Genomic DNA, 24,071 nt, shown 5'->3' on the forward strand with positions numbered 1-24,071 from the left:
TGAGAAACAAGGTTTAATAATAAAATGAAAAATTTGGGCTGTCTAAAAAAGTCAATTTTTTAGACAGCCTTTCTCTTAATCTTCTACAATAGCTAATATATCCGATCGTTGAATAATTTTATATTCTGAACCATTTACTGAAATCTCTTCGCCGCCATACTTAGCAAATAATACTTTATCTCCCTCTTTTATTTTTTCTTTTAAATCTTCATCTGTACCAACAGCTATAACCTTTCCCATACGAGGCTTTTCTTTAGCTGTATCTGGTATTATAATTCCCGAAGATGTTCTGGATTCTTCTTCGATGGGTTCAACTAAAAGTCTGTCATCAAGTGGTTTAACTTTCATTTCAATTACTCCTTATTTTATGTTTAACATTGAGTTTATCTTAGGCACGTCAAATCCAACTATTGGTCTGTTGTTTATTAATATTACCGGCACACCAGTTTGACCAGTTCTTCTTTGCATATCCATAGCAGCTTTGGGGTCTCGACTTACATCGACTTCGGTAAATCTTATATTTTTTTCTCTAAAATATCTTTTAGCGCTGTTGCAAAAACTGCATGTGGGGGTTGTGAATATGATTACCTTCGGTTGTGATTTAGTGTCCACTTTAACTCCATTTTTATTCGATAAAATTAGATGATTTATGATGTGCTAAGATTCTAAAATTTGTTAAAAAATTTTGTTTACCTTGTTTACCCATTTTTGATTATTTAATTTTTTATGATAAATGAGTATATTCACATTAGCAAATAAAATAAAAGATGAAGGGGGTTATATGCCAAAAAATTATGTTTCTAACAAGGATGAAACAATAAGGCTTTTTAAAAATGATTTTTTAGAAGCCTTATCACGTGTTCATTGGACAGTACCTCTTATTTTATATACACCAATTACTTTAATTTTTCTTTACAGAGGATTTTTCTTATTCAATCTTTCAGTCGGAGTTTCGGTATTTTGGTTTGTAATTGGAATTGTTGTTTGGACTTTTACAGAATACACATTGCATCGATTTGTATTTCATTATGAACCAAATAATGAAATAGGCAAAAAAATTCATTTTATTATTCACGGCGTTCATCATGATTATCCTAAAGATTCTAAAAGACTTGTAATGCCGCCATCTGTAAGTATCCCTTTAGCCGTTATATTTTATCTTTTGTTTTTGTGGTTACTCGGCGTTCAAAATGTTAACCCCTTCTTTGCAGGTTTTTTAGTTGGATACATGTTTTATGATACAACACATTATGCTGTTCATCATTTTAATATGAAAAGTAAATTTTGGCTTGCAATAAAAAATCATCACATGAAACATCATTATCAAACCGCAAAAAAGGGCTTTGGAGTAAGTCAGCCCACTTGGGACTATGTATTTAAAACTAATTTTGAAAAAATAAAAGAAAAAGTAGCTGAGGAAAACAATTAGTTTTCTTCTTATAATTATTGTCAGATAATTATCTTTTTTGATGAAAATAATACTCAGACTTTTTTTAGCTTTTTTAATATTTACTACTTATTCAGGTTGTTCGAACAAAATAAGTGCCGAATCTGAAATCTTTATAAGAGTAAATCAACTTGGTTTTTTACCTGATGATTTGAAAACCGCTGTAATTTTATCGAATACAAATTTATCGGGTAAAATTTTTTCTGTTATCGATAAAAAAAATAATATGAAAATTTTTTCTGGGAGAATTGGGAATAATGAGGGTAAATACGGAGACTTTAATTATACTTATGTAATTGATTTCAGCAAAGTAAGAAACGCGGGAATCTATTTTATTGAAGTGGAGAATCAAAAATCGTATGAGTTTAAGATTGGTAGTGGTGTTTATAATCAATTAGCCGAATATCTTTTGGAATTTTTTAAAGTTCAGCGCTGCGGTTATACAAATCCAAAACTTCATGGTGTTTGCCATATTGCTGATGCAACAAGTTTAATTATTGGCAAAAATGTTGTTAATCAATCTGTAGATGTAACTGGCGGTTGGCATGATGCAGGAGATTATATAAAATTTCTTAATACTACGGCATATTCTACTTATATGCTTCTTTTTTCTTACGAATTTGACCCTTCTAAGTTTAGTTTTGACAACAATAAAAATAACGTAGCAGATATATTGGAAGAGGCTAAAATTGGTTTGGACTGGATGCTGAGATGTCACTTCAAAAAAGATAAATTAATTACGCAAGTACAAGACTTAAGAGACCACGAAGTGGGTTGGCGTTTGCCAGAAGATGATTCTTTACAATACGATAGACCAGCTTTTGTTGGGATTGGCAAAAATCTAATTGGAATATATACTGCTACTATGTCTTTGGCTTATAGAATATGGAAAGACGTTTTAAATTATCCAGAATTTGCTAATAAATGTCTTAGTTCAGCTAAAGAGCTTTATTCGATACGTAATAATGTACCTAATATTGACAGCAGCGGAACTGGAATGTATTTAGATAATAATTATTATGGAAAACTTGCTTTAGGCGCTGTTGAACTTTATTTGTCGACAGGCAATAAAAATTATTTGAATGATTCTGAAGTATATGCAGATTCAGCAGGTTCGGATTTTTGGTGGAGTTGGGGTAATATTAATTCTATTGTTCATTATCGCTTAGCATCGATTGAAAGTAAGTTCCAGAAATATATTTTTAATAACTTAATTGAGTTCAACAAAAATAAATCCAATAATCTTTTTGGGGAAGGTGCTGAGTTAACATGGGGAACAAATGTAACTTTATTAGGCATAGCCCTTCAAAATATTTTGTGGAGGAGACTAACAAGTAGCAATAATTTTGATTCATTAGAGATTTTTCAAAGAGATTTTATTTTAGGAAGAAACCCTTGGGGTGTCAGCTTTATATATAAAATTGGCACAAATTATACAAAGCACTTTCACCATCAAATTGCATATATAAAAGGAGAATTGCCGGGAGGGTTGGCTGCTGGACCTGCAACAAAATCTTTCCTATTAAAATATAATATGCCAGTTTCGCAAAAGGATGTTTACAAAAAATTTCAGACTGATGCGGCCATATACAGAGATGACAGAATGGATTTTATTACCAATGAGCCGACAATTACAGGCAATGCAACAGCAATTTTTGTGTTTGGAAATCTGAAAAATTAGCTGTATTATTTTGGTGCATTTTGTTCTTTAATCTCATAATTAGAATTAAAAAACAGCATATTTTTAGCTTAAAATAGGATTACTGCTGGCATTTTAGTTGACAAACAACAATGTCTATAATACAAATAGGTATCTTATGTCGGCTGCTGTAAGGTTAATTTCATCTGGATTTTCACTGATAGACCACAATTGGGGTGGTGTTTACAAAGGCGGCAGTTACTTTGTCGTTGGTCCACGTAAATCTGGCAGAACTTTACTCGGTTTACAGTTTGCAATTGAAGCAGCTAAGTCTTCTGAGGTCTGTGTTTATTTTACTTTAATGAGACCTAAGGATTTAATGATTCAAGCAGCATCCCTGAACTTTGATATACAGTCATACATGAACCAAAATTTAATTATTGTAGTTCGCGTTGCTCCCCCTAAAGATATTTATGAAATGTATAATCCAGATGATTATTTAGTAGAATATCTTAACGATATTGCAACTGTTGTTAATCAGTATGGTCCATCAAGAATTATATTTGACGAGCTGACACCCTTCGTTGGTTTTAGAAACTTAGAAATTTTACGCGAAGCTTTTTTGAACACACTGGAAGTAATTGAAGAAAGAGACATAACCAGTTTATTTATTATTGGAGAACCAGCAACTCAAAAAGCTCATTCAATTGTTTCAATTCTTACCCAACATGTTACTGGTGTTATACAACTGAAAAAACTTGTTCAACCGGATAAATATCAAACAGGTACGGCTACAATTATTCCTAATGTTGGCCATACTCAAGGTCAATTTACTTCAAGTTATAGAATCGAACCTTATAAAGGAGTTACTGTAGATTTTACGCCGGACTTTGAATATACAACCGAGCCCTCACTTACTCTTGAAAGAAAGCAAAAAACAGCTACACAATCTGGTCCACAAACTGAACCATATGAGCCTTATGCATTTTCAAATATATATAACTATAACGATTTCTTATTGCTGCTTAATAATCAAATAGCGCTATACAAAAGTACTGGACAAGCTTTTAATCTGGTTTCATTCAAATTAGATCCAGCGGCACAAGTAAAGGGATTGTTGTCAATTAATCAATTACAAAATGCTATTAAGAAGTCAACTAGCAAAAAAGATAAAATATGTGTATTGGATAACAAGGTTATAGTTTTATTGGTAAGAGGTACATTGAAAAATGCTGTGGATTTAATGTCGAATATACAAAATTACTTGCCGAGTAAAGACCCTTCTTATATTAACACAGTTTTCGAGTACATTACAATTTTCAATTTACAAGTAGACGATAGAGTAGAAAATGCTGAAGCAATGATGCAAACTATTTTAGCGGCTGAAAATTCAGCGGAACAAACTTATCAACCGCTCAATCGATTTATTGGGTGATGAGGATTTTCTTAAACATATTTTTTATTCTGTCCTTAACATTTTCAACAATATTTTCACAGCAAAAATTGGAAAGCTTAAAACGACTTGGCATAGCACATATGCAAGCAGGTCGTTATGGCGAGGCTATTGACCAGTTTAATAAGTTCATAGCTGCTAATCCTCAATTTGCCGAGGGTTATAATTTAAGGGGACTTTGCTATGAAAAAAGAGCAGAATATCAGTATGCCGTGTTAGATTTTAGAAGAGCCATAGCATTAAACCCCTCAAATGATGAGTATAGAAAAAATCTTAATAGAACCTTAACAGCATGGCATAAGTTGCTTTATCAAAATATACAGGGTTATAAAAGAGATATTGCAGTTGACCCCAAGAAACCGTCTCCATATTTAGAAATTGGTAAATGTTATCGCTGGCTGGAAGAATGGAAAGAAGCAGAAAAGTGGTACGATGAATACCTAAAAAGAGATGATAATGCCTCACCTGACGAAATTATTAGGTACACAGAAATTTTGGCTAAGACAGGCTCCATCTTAAAAGGAGAGAAAATATTGAAAAAATATGTTGAAAGATTTCCCGACGACTGGAGACTTTGGAGCAGGTACGGGTATTTTACTCTTTGGCTTGGTAAATATAAAATTGCTGAAGATGCATTTAAGAAAGCATTGGGATTTAAACCATTCTTTAAAGAAGCTCAGGATGGACTGGACCTCGTAAAAAATCAAGGCTATCTTGTGATGTATCAACCTAGATCTTTTGAAAGACTTTACCCAATTGATAGATATTATGCAGTACTTAAAAATAACCCCGACCAAGATGAGGTTCGTTTTAAGCTCGTTAAAGAATTAATAAAGGCTAATCGCTATGAAGAAGCATATCAACAGCTTCAAAGATTGCAGACTAAGCATAGTGAAGAGGAACAATTTAAAAGTCTATGGCAAACTGTAACGAGCTTTAGGGACAGCTTATTTAACTCAGATATAAATAAGTATACGAGCATTATCAAAGAAAGTCCTTCGGATAAAAATGCCGTATTAAAATTAGCAGATGCTTACGGCAACATGTTGTATTATGATAGTGCTCTGGTAGTGTTATCAAATTTTTTGCGCAATATTCCTGATGACCAAGAATTAGATGTTAGGTTTAAATATGCGCAATATAGTGCTTGGAATTACCAATGGGAAAATGCAATTTCAACTTTAAATTCATTATTAAAATATGATCCTAATAATCTTGAGTATCAATTATTGCGCGGCCAAATTGCTGCATGGACTGTTCAAGATATGGACTTGGGAGAACAGTATTTGTTGAATGTTTACAATAAAATGCCACACGATATTAGAGCACCGCTTGCTTTAACTACAATTTATTCATGGAAAAACGATTACGAAAAAGCAAAAAAATATTTAGATGTTGCTAAATCGATTGCACCTAATAGCCCTGAAGTAATAACAGCCGAAAGTAATTATGAACTTCATTTATCAGCTTACAAAGAATTGCAAACATTTGAAATTAGGAATCAAGCCGGTAAACTTGCCGCAGAAGGTAAGTGTGATGAGGCATTAGCTAAATATGATGAATATAAATCACAGCGTACCGCATTAACTAAAGATGAACTGCTTGAATATGCCGATATCAATTCTTGCGTTAAAAATTATGGCAAAGCTATAGAAATTTATGATAGTTTGCTGTCACAAGAGTTTGATTATGATGTTGCACTAAGAAGAGCAAAAAACTATTTGTGGAATGGCGACTCTTTACAAGCTGTAGATGAGTTGGAGAACTTGCATAAAATTCAACCTGATAACATGGACACATATTTATTCCTTGGCGATGCTTATATGGCAGTTAAACGTTATGATGAAGCTGAAGAGGTCTTTCAAGATTTGTACAAAAAAGTGTTGGAAAATCAGAAGAAAAAATTAATGAGCCAGCAACAAATAAAGAGTGAGCCGGAGCCTGTAAAAATTGTTAGAGAACCGGAAACGGATCTTTTAACTAATCTATCGGATGAAGAAGTAAAGGAAATGATAAATCAGAGATTAATGTTTTTAGGCGATGCTTATATGCAGAAAAAAAAATATGCAGCTGCTGATGATTTGTACGAACAAGCTTTAGAGCAAACAAAAGATACTTCTACAATTAGAATGCTGAAACAAAGAATAGAATGGCTGCCGCCTTATGGCTTTTCTGCAAGTATTCATAATATTGGCAGGTTGTTTGGCTACTTGCTTCCTACAAATATTGGAATTTCACCGCTGAGTAATTTCTATGCGGATAATCAAAAACTTAAATTTCATAACTATGGTTTACTTTTCGAGGGCGGATTTATTGGCTCCCTATCACTTGGAGCTTCGTGGATAAGAACAAATATTTATTCTTCTATTAACAACAAACAATTTACAGCTTTTAGCGGCAGAGCAAGTTTGTTCCTCTTGAAATTTTTTACCGTATCGGGGTCTTACGGCTTGCTTAATATTTTAGGCGAACCAATTAAATATATTGGCGATTTAACCATGAGGTATGAAAAACAGAGTGATATTTCATCAGTTTCTATTTCAGGATATTATAATAATAATGATGCTAGGCTTGTTTTATATTCACAAAACATAGTTAATTTTAGATCCAAAATAGAAATGTACAGATTTAATGCTGCTTACGAATTACTGAAAAAGTTTAAAGTCAGTGGGTATTATGCTTATTATAAAATTTCTGATTCCAATGAAGGCAATGATCTATTGCTTAGAATTGGCCGGCAATTTCTTCTAAATAGTTTCTTCGGTTATGAGTATTATTTTTCCGATTATGCCTTTATATCGCCATTTTATTATTCACCACAAAATTTTACTTCTCACAGCCTTTGGGGTGAATATCAATATGTTCCTGAAAAAAACTTGAAATTATTATTTGGCGGCAAAATTGGATATGTACCGAGTGTTGACTTTGTTATTAGCGAAATTTCTGCCGAAATATCATTTAATCCTTTTGAACTGTTAGTTATAAATGGGAAGCTGAGTTTAAGTAATTCGTTCCGTTATGACTCTAATTATAAAAGTTTCTCTGCTTCTGTTTCTGCTTATTGGAGTATATTTTGACTTGCATTAGTGCAGAAACAAATTAATTTACTTGTTACATAAACTGAAACCTTATCATAGAATTTATGGAGAATGCACTTTGGATAAAAACAAAACTCTAATATTGGCAATTAAACTTTGCATTTTGTTTTTTTTCTTAATTATTAATTTTTACTTCGTTCAGTATCTTTTCCCTAAAAGTAGTTTTAAGTCAACTTATTCAGATAGCATTCAAAGTGGAATTCCAATATTTACATCAACTCGGCAAAAAAATGAGGCTCCAAATTATAGAGAAGATTCACTTGGCAAATATGTACCGATAACTGGTAATACTGGCCAGCTTAAATATTTTTTTGACGCACTTAAACAAACAAGTAAAAAAAGAATTAGAATAGGTTACTATGGAGATTCAATTATTTTGGGTGATGTTATTAGTGAATACCTAAGAGATTTTCTTCAGGAAAAATTTGGTGGCAAGGGTATAGGATTTGTTCCCATAATTTCAGAAGATATAAAAATGCGGCAGTCAGTTTACCACGAATTTTCTAATGATTGGAATTCTGCATCTATTGTGAAAAGGAATCCAAATAATTTGCCTTTAGGTATTAGTGGCAACGTAGCTGTTCCTAACTTAGGGAGCTGGGTTAAATATCAAACAACAAATTATTTGGCATCAACTCAAGTCTTTTATATGGCGAGATTATTTTACAGCAATGCAGATGAAAGTTCAATTATCGAATATTCGGTTAACAATCAAAAACCTGTTCGGTTAAATCTAACTAAAAGTGATTTAGTAAACAGTCTTGATATTAACTCAAACTCTTCTATTACATCACTGCTTATTAAATTTATCTCTGGGGAAAAACCATATATTTATGGGGTAAGTCTGGAATCTGCTAATGGTATTTATGTCGATAATTTTGCAATGCCAGGTAATTCTGGGGTTTCGCTATTAGATATAAATGATAAAATTCTTAGTGAGTTTAGCCAAATTATGAATTACAAACTATTAGTATTTAATTATGGCGCAAATGTTACTTCTCCAAATAAAGGTATATATACTCTATACGAAAATAAAATGGTTGAAGTAATTAACAAGTATAAAAAGCTATTTCCACAGTGTAGCATTATTCTAATAAGCGTAGAAGATAAAACTATGAAGATAGGCTCTAATTTTGTTACTAATCCAGATGTGCCACTTTTATTGAAATCACAAAAACGAATTGCAGAAAGAACCAACATAGCATTTTGGAATTTGTGGGAAGCTATGGGTGGAGAAAATTCGATGTATAAATGGGTGAATTCATCGCCTCCTTTAGCATTGAGAGATTACGCTCACTTTACCCCTGAAGGCGGTAAAAAGGTTGCCGATTTATTTTTTAAATCTCTGATGGATGCTTATAGTAATTATAAGAACAAATAAATAAAAGCTTTTTTACATTAATTAAGCTCACATTTGCCTTATTATATATTTCATAAAACAAGAAAGATTCTTGGAGATTAAATATTTCCTTTTCCCTTCACGTAAATCAGAAATTTAGCCAATAGTGAGTTAATTTAGATTAACTTATTTTCTTGCAATAAGTTAATTTAAAAACTATATTTTCAGCAAAACTGTTCAAAATTGAGCCATGACAAGAAAAAATGTAACTATTTAGGAAATTTGAGGATTAAATTACACTAAAAAATGCACAATAAAGGGGTTTCCGGTGGCATTACATTTGTTTTCATTAGGTGTTACAAATATTTAATTTTTTATTGAAATGGAAAAAAACTTACAAAAATTTCAAATAGCATTGGATAATAGAGAGCTAAGAGCTCCAAAGAGAAAATTTGGCAAAGAAAAAATGAGAGTAATAATTATATCTGGCATTTTATCGATTATATTATTACTAATAATAATTTACACTTTGCCTCTAACAGTGCTTTCATGGAATGGACTATTTGTTTACGCTTCGATTGTTTCGCTGGTCATATTTTTATTCGTTTTGCTGATTAGATACTTTGGAATTTTATTTATGGCATATTTTTATTTGAATAGATATACACACGAAAAGAAAGACAGCTTTTATCCTTTAGTCTCCATTATAGTGCCGGTTTATAATGAAGGGAAAATTCTAACCGAGTCGATAAGTTCGCTGCTTGATTTGGATTATCCGAATTATGAAATAATTATAGTTAATGATGGTTCAACAGATAACACAGCTCAAATTGCCGAAAGTTTAGTAGGATATCAGCAAGGGAGGAGGTCGTTAGTAAAAGTTTCGTTAATTAATAAGCCAAATGGCGGTAAGGCTAAGGCATTAAATGCTGGTATTCAATACTCGGATGCGCAATTTGTTTTATGTATGGATGGCGACTCGCAGTTATCATCAAATACATTAAGAATGGCTATGAGGCACTTTGCTGACCCTACTGTTGGTGCCGTCGCTGGCAACGTGAAAGTACAAAACAGGAAAAAAATGTTAACAGATTTACAAGCTTTAGAATATCTTGAAGGACTAAATATGCCAAGAAGTGCTCAAGGTTTTTTAAAGATGGTTAACATAATTCCTGGACCAATTGGAGTTTTTAGAAAAATTGCATTACGGGATTCTGGTTTTTATTCGAGCGATACTTTTGCTGAGGATGCGGATATAACGTTAAAAATTTTAGCTAATGGCTGGAAAATCGTTTACGAGCCAAATGCTGTAGCATATACAGAAGCACCTGCTACTCTTTATCAATTGTTGAAACAGCGATACAGATGGACTCGCGGCATATTACAAGCAATAAGAAAGCATAAAAATTATTTATATAATCCAACATTAAATTTCAACAATACTCTGATTCTGTGGGCTATGTTTTACGAGACATTAATATGGCCAGCAATGAATATTTTCGTAAACTTGTTCTTTATTATCGTTGCTGTCTTCTATGGGATGTCTAGCTTTATATTTTTATGGTGGCTTGGAATTGCTATATTAGACTTAATGGCAGCAGTGTATTGTATAGCAGTAGAAAAAGAAGAATTTAGACTTGTCCCTTATGCTATAATTTATCGTGTTGTTTTTATTTTATTAATTGATATAACTAAAGGGATGGCAACAATTGAGGAATTTTTAGGTGTTAGAATGACGTGGGGAAAACTAGAAAGAAAAGGTTTTTCACGAGCAGCTGCACCTGCTAAAGGTTAATTAATAAAAAAGCAGTGAAGGAGTAGCAATGGAACTAATTCCGATACTTTCGCTCATAATATTGGTGGCAACTATTTCTACTTTTATATTAGCGGTCGGTGCATATATTCTATATAAAATTAGAGAAAGTAAAGGATTAACAGCCGAAGCACCACAACCGTCTGCTATACCTGCCGAATTAGTTACCCCAGCACCAATGGCAGTAGAGCAAAGAGTAGTAGAACCTGGAAGACGCACTTTTGCTGAGCAGGGACCTGTTCCTACATTTGAACAAGCAAGAGCTGGCGGCCCAGAGCTAAGGCCCACTTTCGTTACTGGCGAAAGACCTTATACGCAAGAACAAAAGTATCACACACCTGGTGCACCTCGACCAACTTCTGATGCAGAAAAATATGTTCCTCAAAAAAAATACTTGCGGTATACGAACGAAGGCTATGAAGAACCAGTTAAAAGTAAAAAGTCTAACGAAGATAATTTGAGATGGCGGTAAAACTTAAAACGGGGTTAAGAGTTAACTACTCAATTATTTTTCTAAGCGGATTAGTCCTACTAATAGCCGCTTTTCTGGTTTTTTTACTAATAATTAAAAACATCTACGGCAATTATCAAATAGAACAAATATTGCCTACTAAGAATAATCTTACACTGTTAACAGATTCAAAAGAAAGAAAAATTGCTATACTTTACTCAAAGTACACCGAGAACATGCTTCCTTCCGGTAACACTTGGCTTCGTGATAATATTGACGCTTGGGAAAAATATATCAAAAATGCGAAGTTTACTTACGATGTAATAAGTGACCAATCAATTGAATTGGGTGACATATTTAATTATAAAACTTTGGCATTGCCAGGTGCTAAATCGCTCAGCGATAAAGAGATTGTTCAATTGAAAAAGTTTATAGAACTTGGCGGTAGCTTGTTCGTCACCGGCGGGCCAGCAACCTATTCAGATGATGGTAAATGGAGAGGTTGGGACTTTTTTACTGAATTGTTTGGAATGAAATTTAACACTGAAATTAAACCTGAAGAAACATATAAGATTCATACAATTAGAGGGGGTTTGCCAATTACAGCAGGAATACCTGCTGGATATGCCCTTAAAATTGCCACATGGGATAGGCCTATTATGGCGGAAGTCTTAGAACCAAGAACAACTCAAGCAAGCTTTTGGTACGATTTCCGGCGCGAAGCTGGATTGGTTAGAGAAGGCATTAGTAAAAGTGCTGGAATCGCTTACGGTACTTATGGTCGTGGCAGATTTGTATGGTTTGGCTTCCAAATTACTTCAGTGTTGGGCTCACAAAAAGATTATGTCTTTTTTGAAAAACTTTTTAACAATACTCTAAACTGGTTAACTTACAATCCAACCGGAACTATTAAAATTTGGCCTGAACCATATTCTGCAGCTGCTGTTGTTTTGCCCACTTTAGATGAGGATATTTACAGCGTTAATAATATTATTAATGCCGTTAGTTCTAAGCAATTCCCTGTAACTTTTTTTGTTGATCCACAAACAGCAATAAAAAATAGAAGCTTAATTCAAAACATTGCTCGATATGGTAAAATAGGTGCAATTGTGGATCTTGGATTTATATCTTCACCTGAGGACACTATTAATCAATTGTATACCAAAGAACTTCAATCAACTAATATTAAATTTGCTTTAGATACTTTAAGTAAATTATCGAGTTCTAATGTAAATGCAATAATGCCTTATTATGGTTATTACAACAATAATACACTTCAGCTTATATCTCAGTATGGAATCAAGTTTATTGTTACAGATTCTCTTACCGATAGGTCTGAACCAGAATTAAAAATAATGGGTGATAAAAAATTTTTAGTTATTACCAAAACTGCGCGTGATGATTACGAAATTATTGGTAAATATAAATTGACCCAGCCCGAATTTCAAAAGTATACTTATGAAGAAGATGTTGATAGATTGCTGTTTGAAGGTGGGTTGTATGTGCTTAAACTGCATACGAAATATCAGTTGCAGCCTCAGTTTTCAGGAGTTGTAAATGATTTACTGAGATACATTCGCAGTAAAAATATTTGGGTAACATCACTCGACGAGTTATTATCCTGGTGGGAAGAAAGAAAAAATATTGAAACCAGATACGAAACAAGAAGTAGCAGGAGAATTGCAGTTGAAATTACTAACCCATCGGATATGGCTGCAGAAAATTTAGTGATGGAAGTACATTTGAATAAAAAAGTTACAAATGTTCATGTATCAGCTGAACTTATTAATACTAAAATCCCTAAATATGATTTATCAGACGACCAGCAGACAATTTATTTCTATGTTGATAAAATGGAACCCCACGAAACAAGAACACTTTTAGTTGACTTTGATAATGTTTCTATTTGATAAATATGTTACTAAACTTTTTCCCCAGCCGATTTATTCATTTAATAATTTTTTGGTTCTTCATTTACTAAGTAATTAATAACATCTGAAATATGATTATATTTCATATTAGCAAGAAGAAATATTAGGAAATTTGATGATTAAGCTGAATGTGAAGATTATATACTCAATTTTATTTATAGCTTTATTTATGTGGTATTGTGTTGAAAATATAACCGATAGCCAAACTTCTACCCCTTCCATTGAATTGTATTCCCCTTTAAGCGGAGATACCGTTCACATTGGCAAAAATACTATAAAATATGCTGCAACAGATGCACCAGGCGGTAGTGGATTAGATCATTTTGAAATTTTTATAAATAATGTATCAAGTAAAATTGTACCTGTAAATTCAGATGGCTCTAATCCTAATCTATTCCTTGAAGTAGATTCCTCATTAATTTTTAAAAAGATTACTTACTACGTAGTAGTATACAACAAAGCCGGTAAGTATAAAAAAAGTGCAACTCAAGAAAATATTTATGTTATTGAAAATGTTCCTAAAGCTCCAGGCAATTTAACATTAACACGAATTGACGACTACACAGTGAATCTTTTATGGGATGATAGCGCTAATAACGAAACTAACTATGAAGTATGGCGTAAAGAAGGTACGAATGGTAATTATCACAGAATTCAATTGCTTCCGGCAAATACAATAAGTACTAACGATGGTGGTCTTTCTCCTTTTGTTGATTATTTTTATAAAGTAAGAGCTTTTAACAATGCCGGCTTTTCAAATTTTAGCAACGAAGTTAGTACTAACACTTTGCCAGGCGGACCTTGGAATTTAACAGCTGAAGCTATTGGTGCCTCCAAAGTAATTCTTCACTGGAATGATTTTGCTGTTAATGAAATGGGTTTTATTATTGAACGAACTAATCCTCGTACAGGCAACTTTGAACGACTCTCCCCAAATGCTTTGCCAAATTCTACTGAGTATACTGATTATTCCGTTATGGCTTCAACTGGATATAAATACAGAGTAGCTTATTATACAAGTACAACGGTCAGCGGTTATTCTAATGAGGTATCAATTTCAACGTTCTATACTGACGTTCCTCAACCTACTAATTTAACTGCTGTTTTTAAAACTTCACCTGATAGCGTAATATTAAAATGGACTGACAATACTTTTTTGGAAAAGGGAACTGTTGTTGAAAGAAAGACAGGCAGCGGCGGTGCATTTAAAGAAATTGGTACTACTGCTTCAGATGTTTCTAAATTTGCAGATACTTCAGTATCAAGAGGCGTAACTTATTATTACAGAGTTCGACAAATTTTAGGTGATCGCATTTACACTGAATATTCAAACACTGTGCAATTGACAACACCAAATTAAATGAGTATGACAGATAAAGCTCAAATAGATAATTATTTTAAGTCGGGCGATTCTAAGGCGATTTTTGTGGTTGATAAAACTGGGAAGATTATCGCTCTAAACTCTTTTGCCAAAAAATTATTAGGCGGCGACGTACAGGGTAATTTTTTTCAATTATTTGAGCCAAAAAATCAACAGGTAATTGAACAGTCGTTTAACCAGTCAGTTCAAAGTGATATTTTTACTAAACAAATACTTGATATAACTTATGAGTATGAAACTCATACTTACGAAATAAATTTTATACCGCTGAAAAGCGAAAGTAATATTTATGTTCTTGTTGAACTTAGTGAATCCGAATTTAAAGTAGATGAAGAAAAAACAAAAAAGTTTTGGATTTCTACTACTGAGTTAGAAAAATCAATTATCGATAAAAAATTACTTGAAATAATTGAAAGGATTAAATCATCCTTTCCTTTTTCTTTTATAGAAAAAACTAAACTACAAAAAGATATTAATCAGCTTAACAATTTTTTTTGGATTAAAGACCCTGCTGGCAAAATAATTATTGCAAATCAAAGTTTTGCAGAGGCTTTCGCTACAAAACCCTCCCAAATGGAAGGTAGCTTTGAAATCGAATTTTTACCTAAACACTTATTGAAATTGTTCAAGACAATAGATAATTATATCATTGAAACTTCTAATGTTGTCTTGATTGAAGGGCTTTCTTCTCAATTAATTTTCGGCATGTCTAAGGGTCTGCAATTAGTATTCTTTCCTATACTTGATATTGACAGGAAAACAGTTGCTATTGTGGGTTTGTCTCAAATTAGCAGTGCAAGTGAATTGCAGTTAAAGATAGATGAATTTACTGCTTTAGCAATTAAGTCGTTTGATTTCCCAATGCTGATAGTTGATAATCAAAATAAAATTACTGCTTTTACTTATGCTGTAAATGAGCTGTTAGGATTAGGGAAAGAGATTGATTTAAGTAATTACACTATTGATGCGGTGTTAGATAAAGAATTACTTAATACTTTTAATAAATATAAAGATGATGTTAAGCAGAAGAATTCAATTGAGTTTAGCTATGTAATAGTTGGTACAGAGAAATTAAAAGTTAGAATAAAAATGAAAAAGATATTCGATACTAATGATAATTTGATAGGCATACAATTAGAATTTATACCGCAGCATAAAGAAAAAGAGTTAACGGAAAGCAAAGCAAAAATGTACGATGCTTTGTTTCAAGCTCTTCCAGAAGCTATGTTTATTTATGATGTTGATAATTTGAAATTTTTGGAGGTTAATAATGCAGCACTGAGCCTATATGGTTACTCACGAGAAGAATTTTTAAATATGGATCTTACTGACCTTTATGCACCTGAAGATATTCAAACTTTACTTGAGGCAGGCGAAAGAAAGACTAAAATTGGAGATTATTCTGGTCCCTGGAAACATAAAAGACGAGATGGAACAACAATTCTTGTTAAACTTAATAGAAGCAACATAGTCTTTCATGGTAAAAATGCTCATCTTAATATTATTAAGGATATTAGTGAAGAATTTGATCCTTTTAAAAAAATACAGATTTTTCAACCGCTGCTTGAAAATTCATCCGATATTTTACTGACAACAGATAAAGATGGCATTATTCTTTTCACAAACGAAACTTTTACCAGAAAGTTAGGCTATCCTAAAAGAGAAATTGAGAAGAAATCGTTCCTTAGCCTCGTATCAGATAATGACCGTTCCAAAGTAAGTAAAGAGATTTTTCGTTCATCCATAAATTCTCCATTAACCTTAAATGTGGATCTCAAGAAATCTAATGGTGAATTTATTAAGGCAAATTTAGTATCAATTCCAATTGTTGGTGCTGATGAAAAAATAGAGTTGTTTAATATCATTCTAAAATTAGAAGAAGAAATTAAGAAAGAACAAAAACAAGCTTATGTGGATTTACAATCGAAAATTGACCCGCCGTTTCTTTCTAACGTATTTCACGAAATACTCACTCCAATTAATGTAATAATTGGTTTTGTACAAGAACTTGCAGAAAGTATAAAAGAACCTAACGAAGAACAAAAAGAAGCAATTGAAATAATTCAAGAGAATCAAAAACTGCTTCTTCAGATAATGGATAATGCTGTTGATTACTCAGCCTTAGAACAACAAAGTGTAAAACTCAAGTTGGAAAATATAACTTTCACTGATCTGCTTGAGGAGTTAAGAAATAATACAAAAAAAATGTTTGATTCCAGACAGGTGGAACTAAATTACGGCAAAATATCAACCTCATTAACATTTGAGTCTGATAAACAAAAAGTACTTTCTTTAATTACACTTTTCTTAAAATTTGCTTCACAAATAACCAAAGAAAAAGTTATTTATCTATCTGCCTATTATATCAGCGAAGAAAAATTTGCCGTTGCTATACGGGATTCCAAATCTAATATTTCACAATACTTATTAAAAGCATTTGATGAAATTTTTAGCCAACATGAAAATACCATTAGAAGAAATTATGGGTTCTCAAGATTTTCTGTAAAATTAGCAAATAAACTAATTGAAGTGTTTTCTGTTGAAAAAGAAGTTATTACCAAAGAAGGACAGCCTTATGAATATGCGTTAATTTTTCCAGTGAAATTTATACGAAAGGAAGACCGCAAGCTTGAAGTTAAACGCGCCGAAAAACCAACTGAAGTATTTAAAGAAGATAAAATAAAGCCAAAGGAAATAATTGAAAAACCAGTCCCCAAAGTTGAAAGAGTTGAACCCATTCATGAAACGGAGAAACGTCAACTAGAACTATCACAGCTTTCTTGTCTTTATATGGAAGATCAACTTGACTCTCAAATTTTGTTCAAAGTACAAATGAAAGATTTAAAGACTATTGAGTTTGCTGATAGTTTAGAAAATGCTTTACCACTGCTGAAAACTAAAAAATTTGATTTTATCATTATAGACATCAACTTAAAAGGCGAATACAACGGGTTAGATGCATTAAGGATTATTCATAAAATGCCTGGATATGCCGATGTCCCAATCATAGCATCTACTGCTTACCTTTTGCCAGGCGATAAAGAGAGTTTTATAAGTGCTGGTTTTAGGGATTTTATACCCAAACCGCTTTTAAGAGATAAAATATTAGATGTTCTTCAAAAAATTTTTAACCTGCGTGTATGACTATAAATTTTTCGTTAAAAAGGTTTACTTTCGACTCAAAAAATTTCTTAGGAATAAACTTTACAATTGAAATTAATTTCAATATGAAATGTGAGAATTAGCATTCAAAAATGAATTTATTGCCGAAGGCCGATACGTAAAACGTTATTACACTAGGTTTCTACGAACCATTTTACAGTAAGTCGGAACGCCGTTCCGACTAAATCAGCCATACAAAATTTTTTTTCTCGCAGCACGTACCAGAAAATATTCTCCACTGGGATAAAACTTGTCAAATGTGTTTGACCTTATCTTTTCCTTCTAAGCCTTAGTAACTCTGTTTAACCATAAAAAACTGAACTTTATTACCCTATATCTCATATTTTTCAAAGATTTTATCAAGTCTTTCTTTTGTACAGATTTTAGTCTCATTTGGGTTTAATGTTATTGTTCAACGTTGTGTGGGTTGGGTTTGCTAGCTCTCACATCAATAATCAGTGCAATAAATAATTCATTGTCTGCCATCCGGTTGACCATATGGGTAGTAGAGGAAGAGCTCGTCCCTACAGCAAAAAAATGCCCCTCAATGAGGGGCAGTAAATTTAAAACCCCCCTCTCCCTTAGGGAGAGAACCGGGGAGTGGGCTGTTACTTTATTAACATGAATTTTTTAGTTGCAACATAATTGCCAGCCTGCAATCTGTAGAAGTAAACACCACTCGATAAACTACCTTTGTTAATTGTGCTGTTAAATTCAACTTCATAAATGCCAGGGTTGTGTATTTGGTCTACAAGTGTTTTTATTTCATTACCAAGCAAATCATAAATCCTAAGCGTTACATGTTCTTGTTTAGGTAACGAATATTTAATTTTTGTAATTGGATTAAAGGGGTTTGGGTAGTTTTGATATAGTTCATATCCAGTCGGAATATTGTCACTTAGTAGTTTAACGTCTGTAGTTGTAGTTACAAGCGCAGCAATCCAAATATCCACGTCAAAATTTGACCAAGCAGAGTACATATCATGGTAAGTATTGTTTGACCATTTTTCCCAAGCACGCTTAGCGCCTTGTCCCTCACCATCGGCATCACAGATTAAAGCGAATTGGTCATCTACGCTGTTATCCCATTCGATACCAATAAAAAATTGTCCGTTTACTGTTACATCCGATTCTACAGCGAAAGCATTGTAAATTGTACCAGCATTTGAAACATCGATAACATCAACAGAATATGATTTTGAATACAGAAGAGTACCTGGTTCACCGTTGTTGCCAACAGATCTAACTACTAAATTGAAATTATCTGCTGTCCCAATAATTTGTTTATAAGCAAAATATAAATTTGCTTGGATTAATTTACCGCTGCCTACAAAATCAAACCTTTGGTATTTCCCCAAATCTTTATAAATATTTGTACCGGCAACATAGCCACTATCAGCAGGGGGTGTAGCGCCAACTGTCCATAATCTTGCTGAATCACCATAAAATAAAGTCTGTGTTACTGCTTGACCGGATATAGTTACGTGTTTAATATCACTAAACGAGCTTAAATTGTTAGAGGTATCAAAAGCTTTAATAGCAAAATAATAAGTGCCTGCACTTAAGCCGCAAATTTCAAAATTGTTTTGACCAATAACTAATATTGGGGAATCACCTTGAGTAGCACCGGTCCCATTCCAATTTACCCCGTCAGTTCCATAATATATATAATAGCCTGCTAAATCACTTTCAGAATTTACATTCCAATTTAATGAAACACAATTTCCACCAGAAAGTTGTATGGTAAGGTTAGTGGGTGTGGAAGGCGGTATTGCATCTGGGACGTTTACAGCCCTGTTTATAATTTTTGTATTAGCATTTGTAGAGGTTATTGTAATTTTATACCTATTAAAACCAGAGATATTTGGATTAGCAAGAATTGAAAATGTAATAGTTGCAGATGAATTAGCGGCGATATTTCCTACAGTTTGGATTAAATTTCCAGATGCCAATGTTAATCCTTCAAACAGCTCAAGCGTTGCAACTACATTACCTGCAGTAACTGTACCAGTATTAAATATATCGAGTTGAACATTGAAAGGATTGGGGGTTATGTTTCCGTTTTGTAAAGAAAGACTTGATGGAGCAGTAACTGTAATGGCAAGTGGTGGCAGCAATTCAATGCTGGGTTTAATGCTTCTATATGCTTTATTGTTTGACTCATTAGATTCAACTATTACATTAGCGGGGTCTACTTTAACAACAATTGTTCTATATTCTGGATTAAATGGAACCGTGTAGTCAAAAGCAAAAATGCCTGTAGAACCTGCGGCAATATTAGCTATTGAACCACTGCCTATTGGCGGAGCATTTCCACCTGCATCTGGGTCTCCATCAAATGCAGTTACAATTATATTGTTTGCTGCTATATTGCCGTAATTGTGTACTGTTACTGTAATTGTAATTTTGTCGCCTGCATTAATTTCACTATCTGTTTTGCTGAAAACAATGTCTGATGAAGAAACAGCTAAATCTGGATAATCAAGGGAATAAGCAAGCGGCATAAAATCAGCACCGGCACCGCCGTTACTTTGCAAAACAGAGACGAAGCCACTACTTTCTACTTTATAAACATATTTGCCATATTCAGAACTAAAGTGATAGTATTCCCCCTCATTTAATGTTCCATTCCAAACAATAGTTGGATTGGAATATGGGAATGCATCATATTGACCAAGCTTCGTAATTGTAACACTATTATTGTTATCAAAAGAAAAGATATGAATATCACTTTGGATTGTAGGTACATAAAAAAGTTTACCAAATCCTTTGCCGGTTTCATCAATTGCACGAGTCATATAATAATAAAAACCATCCCAGCCAGAAAATGGTATATTTGCGGTAGAAACAGGTCCTGAAGATGTTACAGTCCAAAATGTTCTACTTGTAATACCATCTGTGTGAACTTGACCCTTTTGCAAAGTGTACGAACTAATTGTTTCTCCTGTAAGGGTATTTTTAACTGTCACATTATTATTATCTGAATAAGAAGTAACGGTAATGCTGTTTTCCCAAAGACCATTGTATGCTGAATATCCATAAAACAATGTTCCGATAAAACTACCGTTGCTCGATGGCACATAATAATCTTGGTCTGTATATGACAAAACTGAAACCGGTTTTGTAGCTGAAACTTGTAAAGGTGTAGAATATGGTATATTACCAGCGTCACTAAAAGAATAATGTTGCCCGGCATTTATAGTGCCCGCAGCGATTAAAATTCCCGTTCGCAAATTTTTAACTGTAAAACCCGTATTATCCTGATAAGCAAAAATTATAAAATCATCGTAGTTGTCATAGCTACTGGACATCCATGTATCAAGTTTAGTAGAAACACCGCGTCCAGCTTCATCAATTGCAAAAAATCCATTAACTGTATGATTAATTGCATCTCCTACAAGAACAGTATAAGTTTTATTTCCCACTATCCTAAAAACACCACTCCCATAATTAAAAGTGAAAGTTGAATCTAAGTTAAGTGTTTTGGTGCTTTGCAGGTTGTTGGCTGCATCATAAATTGATATGTTGGTATTATCGAAATAAGAAAATATTGTAATATCACCGAATGTGTAAACTGTTGTGGCGAATGTTCCATTTGTTTCGTTAGGTACAATGAAATGACCGTTTGTCTGACTCTTCAATACTGTTGATGACAGGGTTGCCTTCTTTTGAGCAAGAAAAAAATTACTCGACAGAATAAGGATTAACAATAGGGATAGTACATTCTTATAGTGGTTTTTCATAGCTCCTCCTTATAAAAAGATTTGTTAAAAGAATGCCCTCAGTTTGGTTAGTAAATTGTTTTTTAAGAGAGAATAAGTGAGGTTGTATTTATCATTTTAGATGTATTATTTTCAAAAAAAAGTTAACTAATAAATTTTATTAAGTCAATTTGAAAGTGATGTAAGGCAAGTAAAAAAAAAAGATATGATATAGCATTAATTTTATTTCTTTTTGATTAGTAAGTATAATTTGAGAAACTCATTTTAAGTAGATGAATTTTTGTTGACAAGAAATTTTACTGCATTTCTAAGTATATCATTTGGAACCGGCTTAGCTAAATACATATCCACACCTGAATCAATTGCTGTTTTTCTGTCTTTTAAAAAAGCATGAGCTGTCAGACAGAGTATTGGTATCCTTGATGTTTTAGGAGAAGATTTTAATTCTATTGTTAAATCAATCCCGCTTTTTTCACCTTTAATTGAGATATCCATAATTATTATATCATAGTTTGTGTTCTTTATTTTCTGATAAAACTCATCAGAAGATTCACAAACATCAATCTCAAATTCCTGCTGAAATAACTTGAGAAGTACTTTTTGAGATAAAAAATCATCCTCTACTACTAACATTTTTTTCATTTATCTATCAGCACCATAGTTATTTTCACATTATTTACTTTCGCTGTTTAAGCTTTCAGCAAATATTACCCTAAATGTTGTACCACGACCTTTTTTACTTTCTACTTCTATTTGTGCATTATTTACTTCACAATACTTTTTGACAATTGCCAATCCAAGACCGTTACCTTCAAACTTTCTCGTATAACCTTGACTTTCTTGCCTAAAAGGTTCAAATAAATGTGGAATAAATTCTTCAGCTATTCCAATCCCTGTATCCTTTACTTCTACTACTAAATTATTTTTTTCATTTTTTATGTTAATCTCTACTTTACCATGTTGAGTATATTTAATTGCATTATCAATTAAATTCGAAAATATTTGATTAACGCTATATTCATCTATATTTATTATCGTATTGTCTGTAAATTTATTTAGTGTAAATGTAAGGTTTTTCTCTTGAGCCATTATTTGATATTCCTTATATAATTCTGATAGTATGTCTTCATAAATATCTACATTTGCATAAGACGCTTCATAAGCACCAATTTGCAATTCTGACATGTTTAGTATAGAGTCAACAGTTCTTATTAGCCTTTTGCCAGCAGAGGTAATTAAGTCGCTTATTTCCTTTTTTTCAGGATTATTTTTCAACTCATTATCATCGTTTAATATTTCTGAATAGCTCAACATTATATTTAGTGGTGTTCTTATTTCGTGCGACATTTGAGCAAGGAACTCTGTTTTAAGTCTATTCGATTCTTCAGCCTTTTCTTTTGCTACAACCAAAGCTTTTTCTGCTTCTAATCTTTTTTGGTCGTTGATTAGTTTCTCTATGCAGAATGAAACGTCCATTCCCATTTCTTCGAGAAGAACTATTTCATCTTTGTCAAAGAAATTCTTTTGTTCGTGATATAATTTAATTGCACCATAAGGTTTACCGAATACAATAATTGGAATACAACACGCAGAGTTGCAGCCTTTTTCTAAAGCTACTTGACCAAATAATTCATTTGCGTACGAGCTTTCTAAGTCGTTATAAGTAATACATTTTTTAGAATCTATTGTAATTACAATAGGATTAATTTTGTTTTTTTCATTAGATAAATCGATTTCCGAGTACCTATCGAGAAAATCAGCTCCTTTATTTTCAACTACTTTTAATAATTTATTTTCGGTATCTAATTTCCATATTAAGGCCATTTTAAACTTACCTTCATCAACTGCAACTTTACACACTTCTCTAAATAAAGATTGTTCATCTTGACAGCGAACAATTGATTGGTTAATACTGCTTGTAACCCTGTAGATTCTATTTAACTTACGGAGATGTTCTTCTATTTGAATTCGTTTTTCAATTTCTTGCGAGAGCTCTGCGGTCCTTTCTTTAACTTTACGTTCTAGTTGAGAGTTTAATGCTTCTAATTCTTTTTTAGCCTTTTCTAATTCATTGCTTTTTAATATTGCCGTCTCATATGTCGATAACAACAAATCGATAATTTGTAAGCGGTCGGATGTAATAGTATGACGTTTCCCGCCAAAGGAAATTTCCACACCGAGTCTTGATTTTTCATGTTTGCGTAATTCTGAGTTTGCTTTTATGTATTCTATTCTTGAGATAAGATAATTTTCGTCGTAAGGTTTAATGAGAAAATTATCTGCGCCGCTTGTCAATCCTTTAATTATGTCCTCAGGGTCAGACAATGAGGTAAGCAGTATTACAGGTATATCTCTCAGCTTTTCATTTGATTTAATTTGTTGGCATAGCTCATAGCCATCAATTTCTGGCATTACAACGTCGCTGATTATAATAAATGGTCTGTTTTTTCTTAAATAATCTAAAGCTTTTTTCCCGTCAACGGCTACAGTTACTTTATACCCTCTTTTTTCTAGTATATACCTTAACTGTTCCGCTTGCGTTAAGCTGTCCTCAACAATTAATATATGTTGGTTATGTTCTTCTATATTATTTTTTATCATTGCGTCCTCACTTTTTTAGAACAAAGTAAGCAGG

General features: G+C 32.7%; 15 protein-coding genes. 10 read left to right on the top strand and 5 right to left on the bottom strand.

Going from position 1 to position 24,071, the window contains the following annotated elements; translation table 11 throughout:
* Positions 1-75 precede the first annotated feature (75 nt).
* Complete coding sequence (gene groES / locus ABRY23_01315; GenBank protein MFA3781684.1) at positions 76-348, bottom strand: co-chaperone GroES; 273 nt, start codon at positions 346-348, stop codon at positions 76-78.
* Positions 349-360: 12 nt separating this feature from the next.
* Entirely contained in the window at positions 361-612 is a 252-nt protein-coding gene (locus tag ABRY23_01320; protein MFA3781685.1) for a glutaredoxin family protein, read from the bottom strand.
* A gap of 169 nt (positions 613-781) precedes the next feature.
* Between ABRY23_01320 and ABRY23_01325 the strand changes: the two genes are divergently transcribed.
* From ABRY23_01325 to ABRY23_01370, 10 genes are all read left to right on the top strand, one after another.
* On the top strand, positions 782-1,429 hold the full coding sequence (locus ABRY23_01325; protein ID MFA3781686.1) for a sterol desaturase family protein: 648 nt from the start codon (positions 782-784) through the stop codon (positions 1,427-1,429).
* Positions 1,430-1,469: 40 nt separating this feature from the next.
* Positions 1,470-3,128, top strand: coding sequence for a glycoside hydrolase family 9 protein (locus ABRY23_01330; GenBank protein MFA3781687.1), 1,659 nt, complete (start codon positions 1,470-1,472; stop codon positions 3,126-3,128).
* 97 nt (positions 3,129-3,225) lie between these two features.
* Positions 3,226-4,521, top strand: coding sequence for an RAD55 family ATPase (locus ABRY23_01335; GenBank protein MFA3781688.1), 1,296 nt, complete (start codon positions 3,226-3,228; stop codon positions 4,519-4,521).
* Between the two features lie 68 nt (positions 4,522-4,589).
* Entirely contained in the window at positions 4,590-7,616 is a 3,027-nt protein-coding gene (locus tag ABRY23_01340; protein ID MFA3781689.1) for a tetratricopeptide repeat protein, read from the top strand.
* Positions 7,617-7,695: 79 nt separating this feature from the next.
* A complete protein-coding gene (locus ABRY23_01345) occupies positions 7,696-9,018 on the top strand; it encodes a hypothetical protein (protein ID MFA3781690.1) in 1,323 nt (440 codons plus the stop codon).
* Between the two features lie 340 nt (positions 9,019-9,358).
* Entirely contained in the window at positions 9,359-10,771 is a 1,413-nt protein-coding gene (locus ABRY23_01350) for a glycosyltransferase family 2 protein (protein ID MFA3781691.1), read from the top strand.
* A 28-nt stretch (positions 10,772-10,799) separates the two neighbouring features.
* A complete protein-coding gene (locus ABRY23_01355; protein MFA3781692.1) occupies positions 10,800-11,261 on the top strand; it encodes a hypothetical protein in 462 nt (153 codons plus the stop codon).
* Positions 11,252-13,150 carry a hypothetical protein gene (locus ABRY23_01360; protein ID MFA3781693.1) on the top strand — a complete coding sequence of 633 codons (1,899 nt, stop codon included), beginning with the start codon at positions 11,252-11,254 and terminating at the stop codon, positions 13,148-13,150. The genes ABRY23_01355 and ABRY23_01360 overlap by 10 nt, the downstream gene beginning before the upstream one ends.
* 136 nt (positions 13,151-13,286) lie before the next feature.
* Positions 13,287-14,531, top strand: coding sequence for a fibronectin type III domain-containing protein (locus ABRY23_01365; GenBank protein ID MFA3781694.1), 1,245 nt, complete (start codon positions 13,287-13,289; stop codon positions 14,529-14,531).
* Between the two features lie 6 nt (positions 14,532-14,537).
* On the top strand, positions 14,538-17,696 hold the full coding sequence (locus tag ABRY23_01370) for a PAS domain-containing protein (protein MFA3781695.1): 3,159 nt from the start codon (positions 14,538-14,540) through the stop codon (positions 17,694-17,696).
* 626 nt (positions 17,697-18,322) lie between these two features.
* Here the strand turns inward: ABRY23_01370 and ABRY23_01375 are convergent.
* From ABRY23_01375 to ABRY23_01385, 3 genes are all read right to left on the bottom strand, one after another.
* On the bottom strand, positions 18,323-21,457 hold the full coding sequence (locus tag ABRY23_01375; GenBank protein ID MFA3781696.1) for a CARDB domain-containing protein: 3,135 nt from the start codon (positions 21,455-21,457) through the stop codon (positions 18,323-18,325).
* 243 nt (positions 21,458-21,700) lie between these two features.
* Positions 21,701-22,078: a response regulator gene (locus tag ABRY23_01380; protein MFA3781697.1), complete on the bottom strand. Its 378-nt coding sequence runs from the start codon at positions 22,076-22,078 to the stop codon at positions 21,701-21,703.
* Between the two features lie 30 nt (positions 22,079-22,108).
* Positions 22,109-24,037 carry an ATP-binding protein gene (locus tag ABRY23_01385; protein ID MFA3781698.1) on the bottom strand — a complete coding sequence of 643 codons (1,929 nt, stop codon included), beginning with the start codon at positions 24,035-24,037 and terminating at the stop codon, positions 22,109-22,111.
* Between the last annotated feature and the right edge of the window lie 34 nt (positions 24,038-24,071).

Source organism: Melioribacteraceae bacterium 4301-Me (genome assembly GCA_041538185.1).
GTDB classification, from domain to species: domain Bacteria; phylum Bacteroidota; class Ignavibacteria; order Ignavibacteriales; family Melioribacteraceae; genus Pyranulibacter; species Pyranulibacter aquaticus.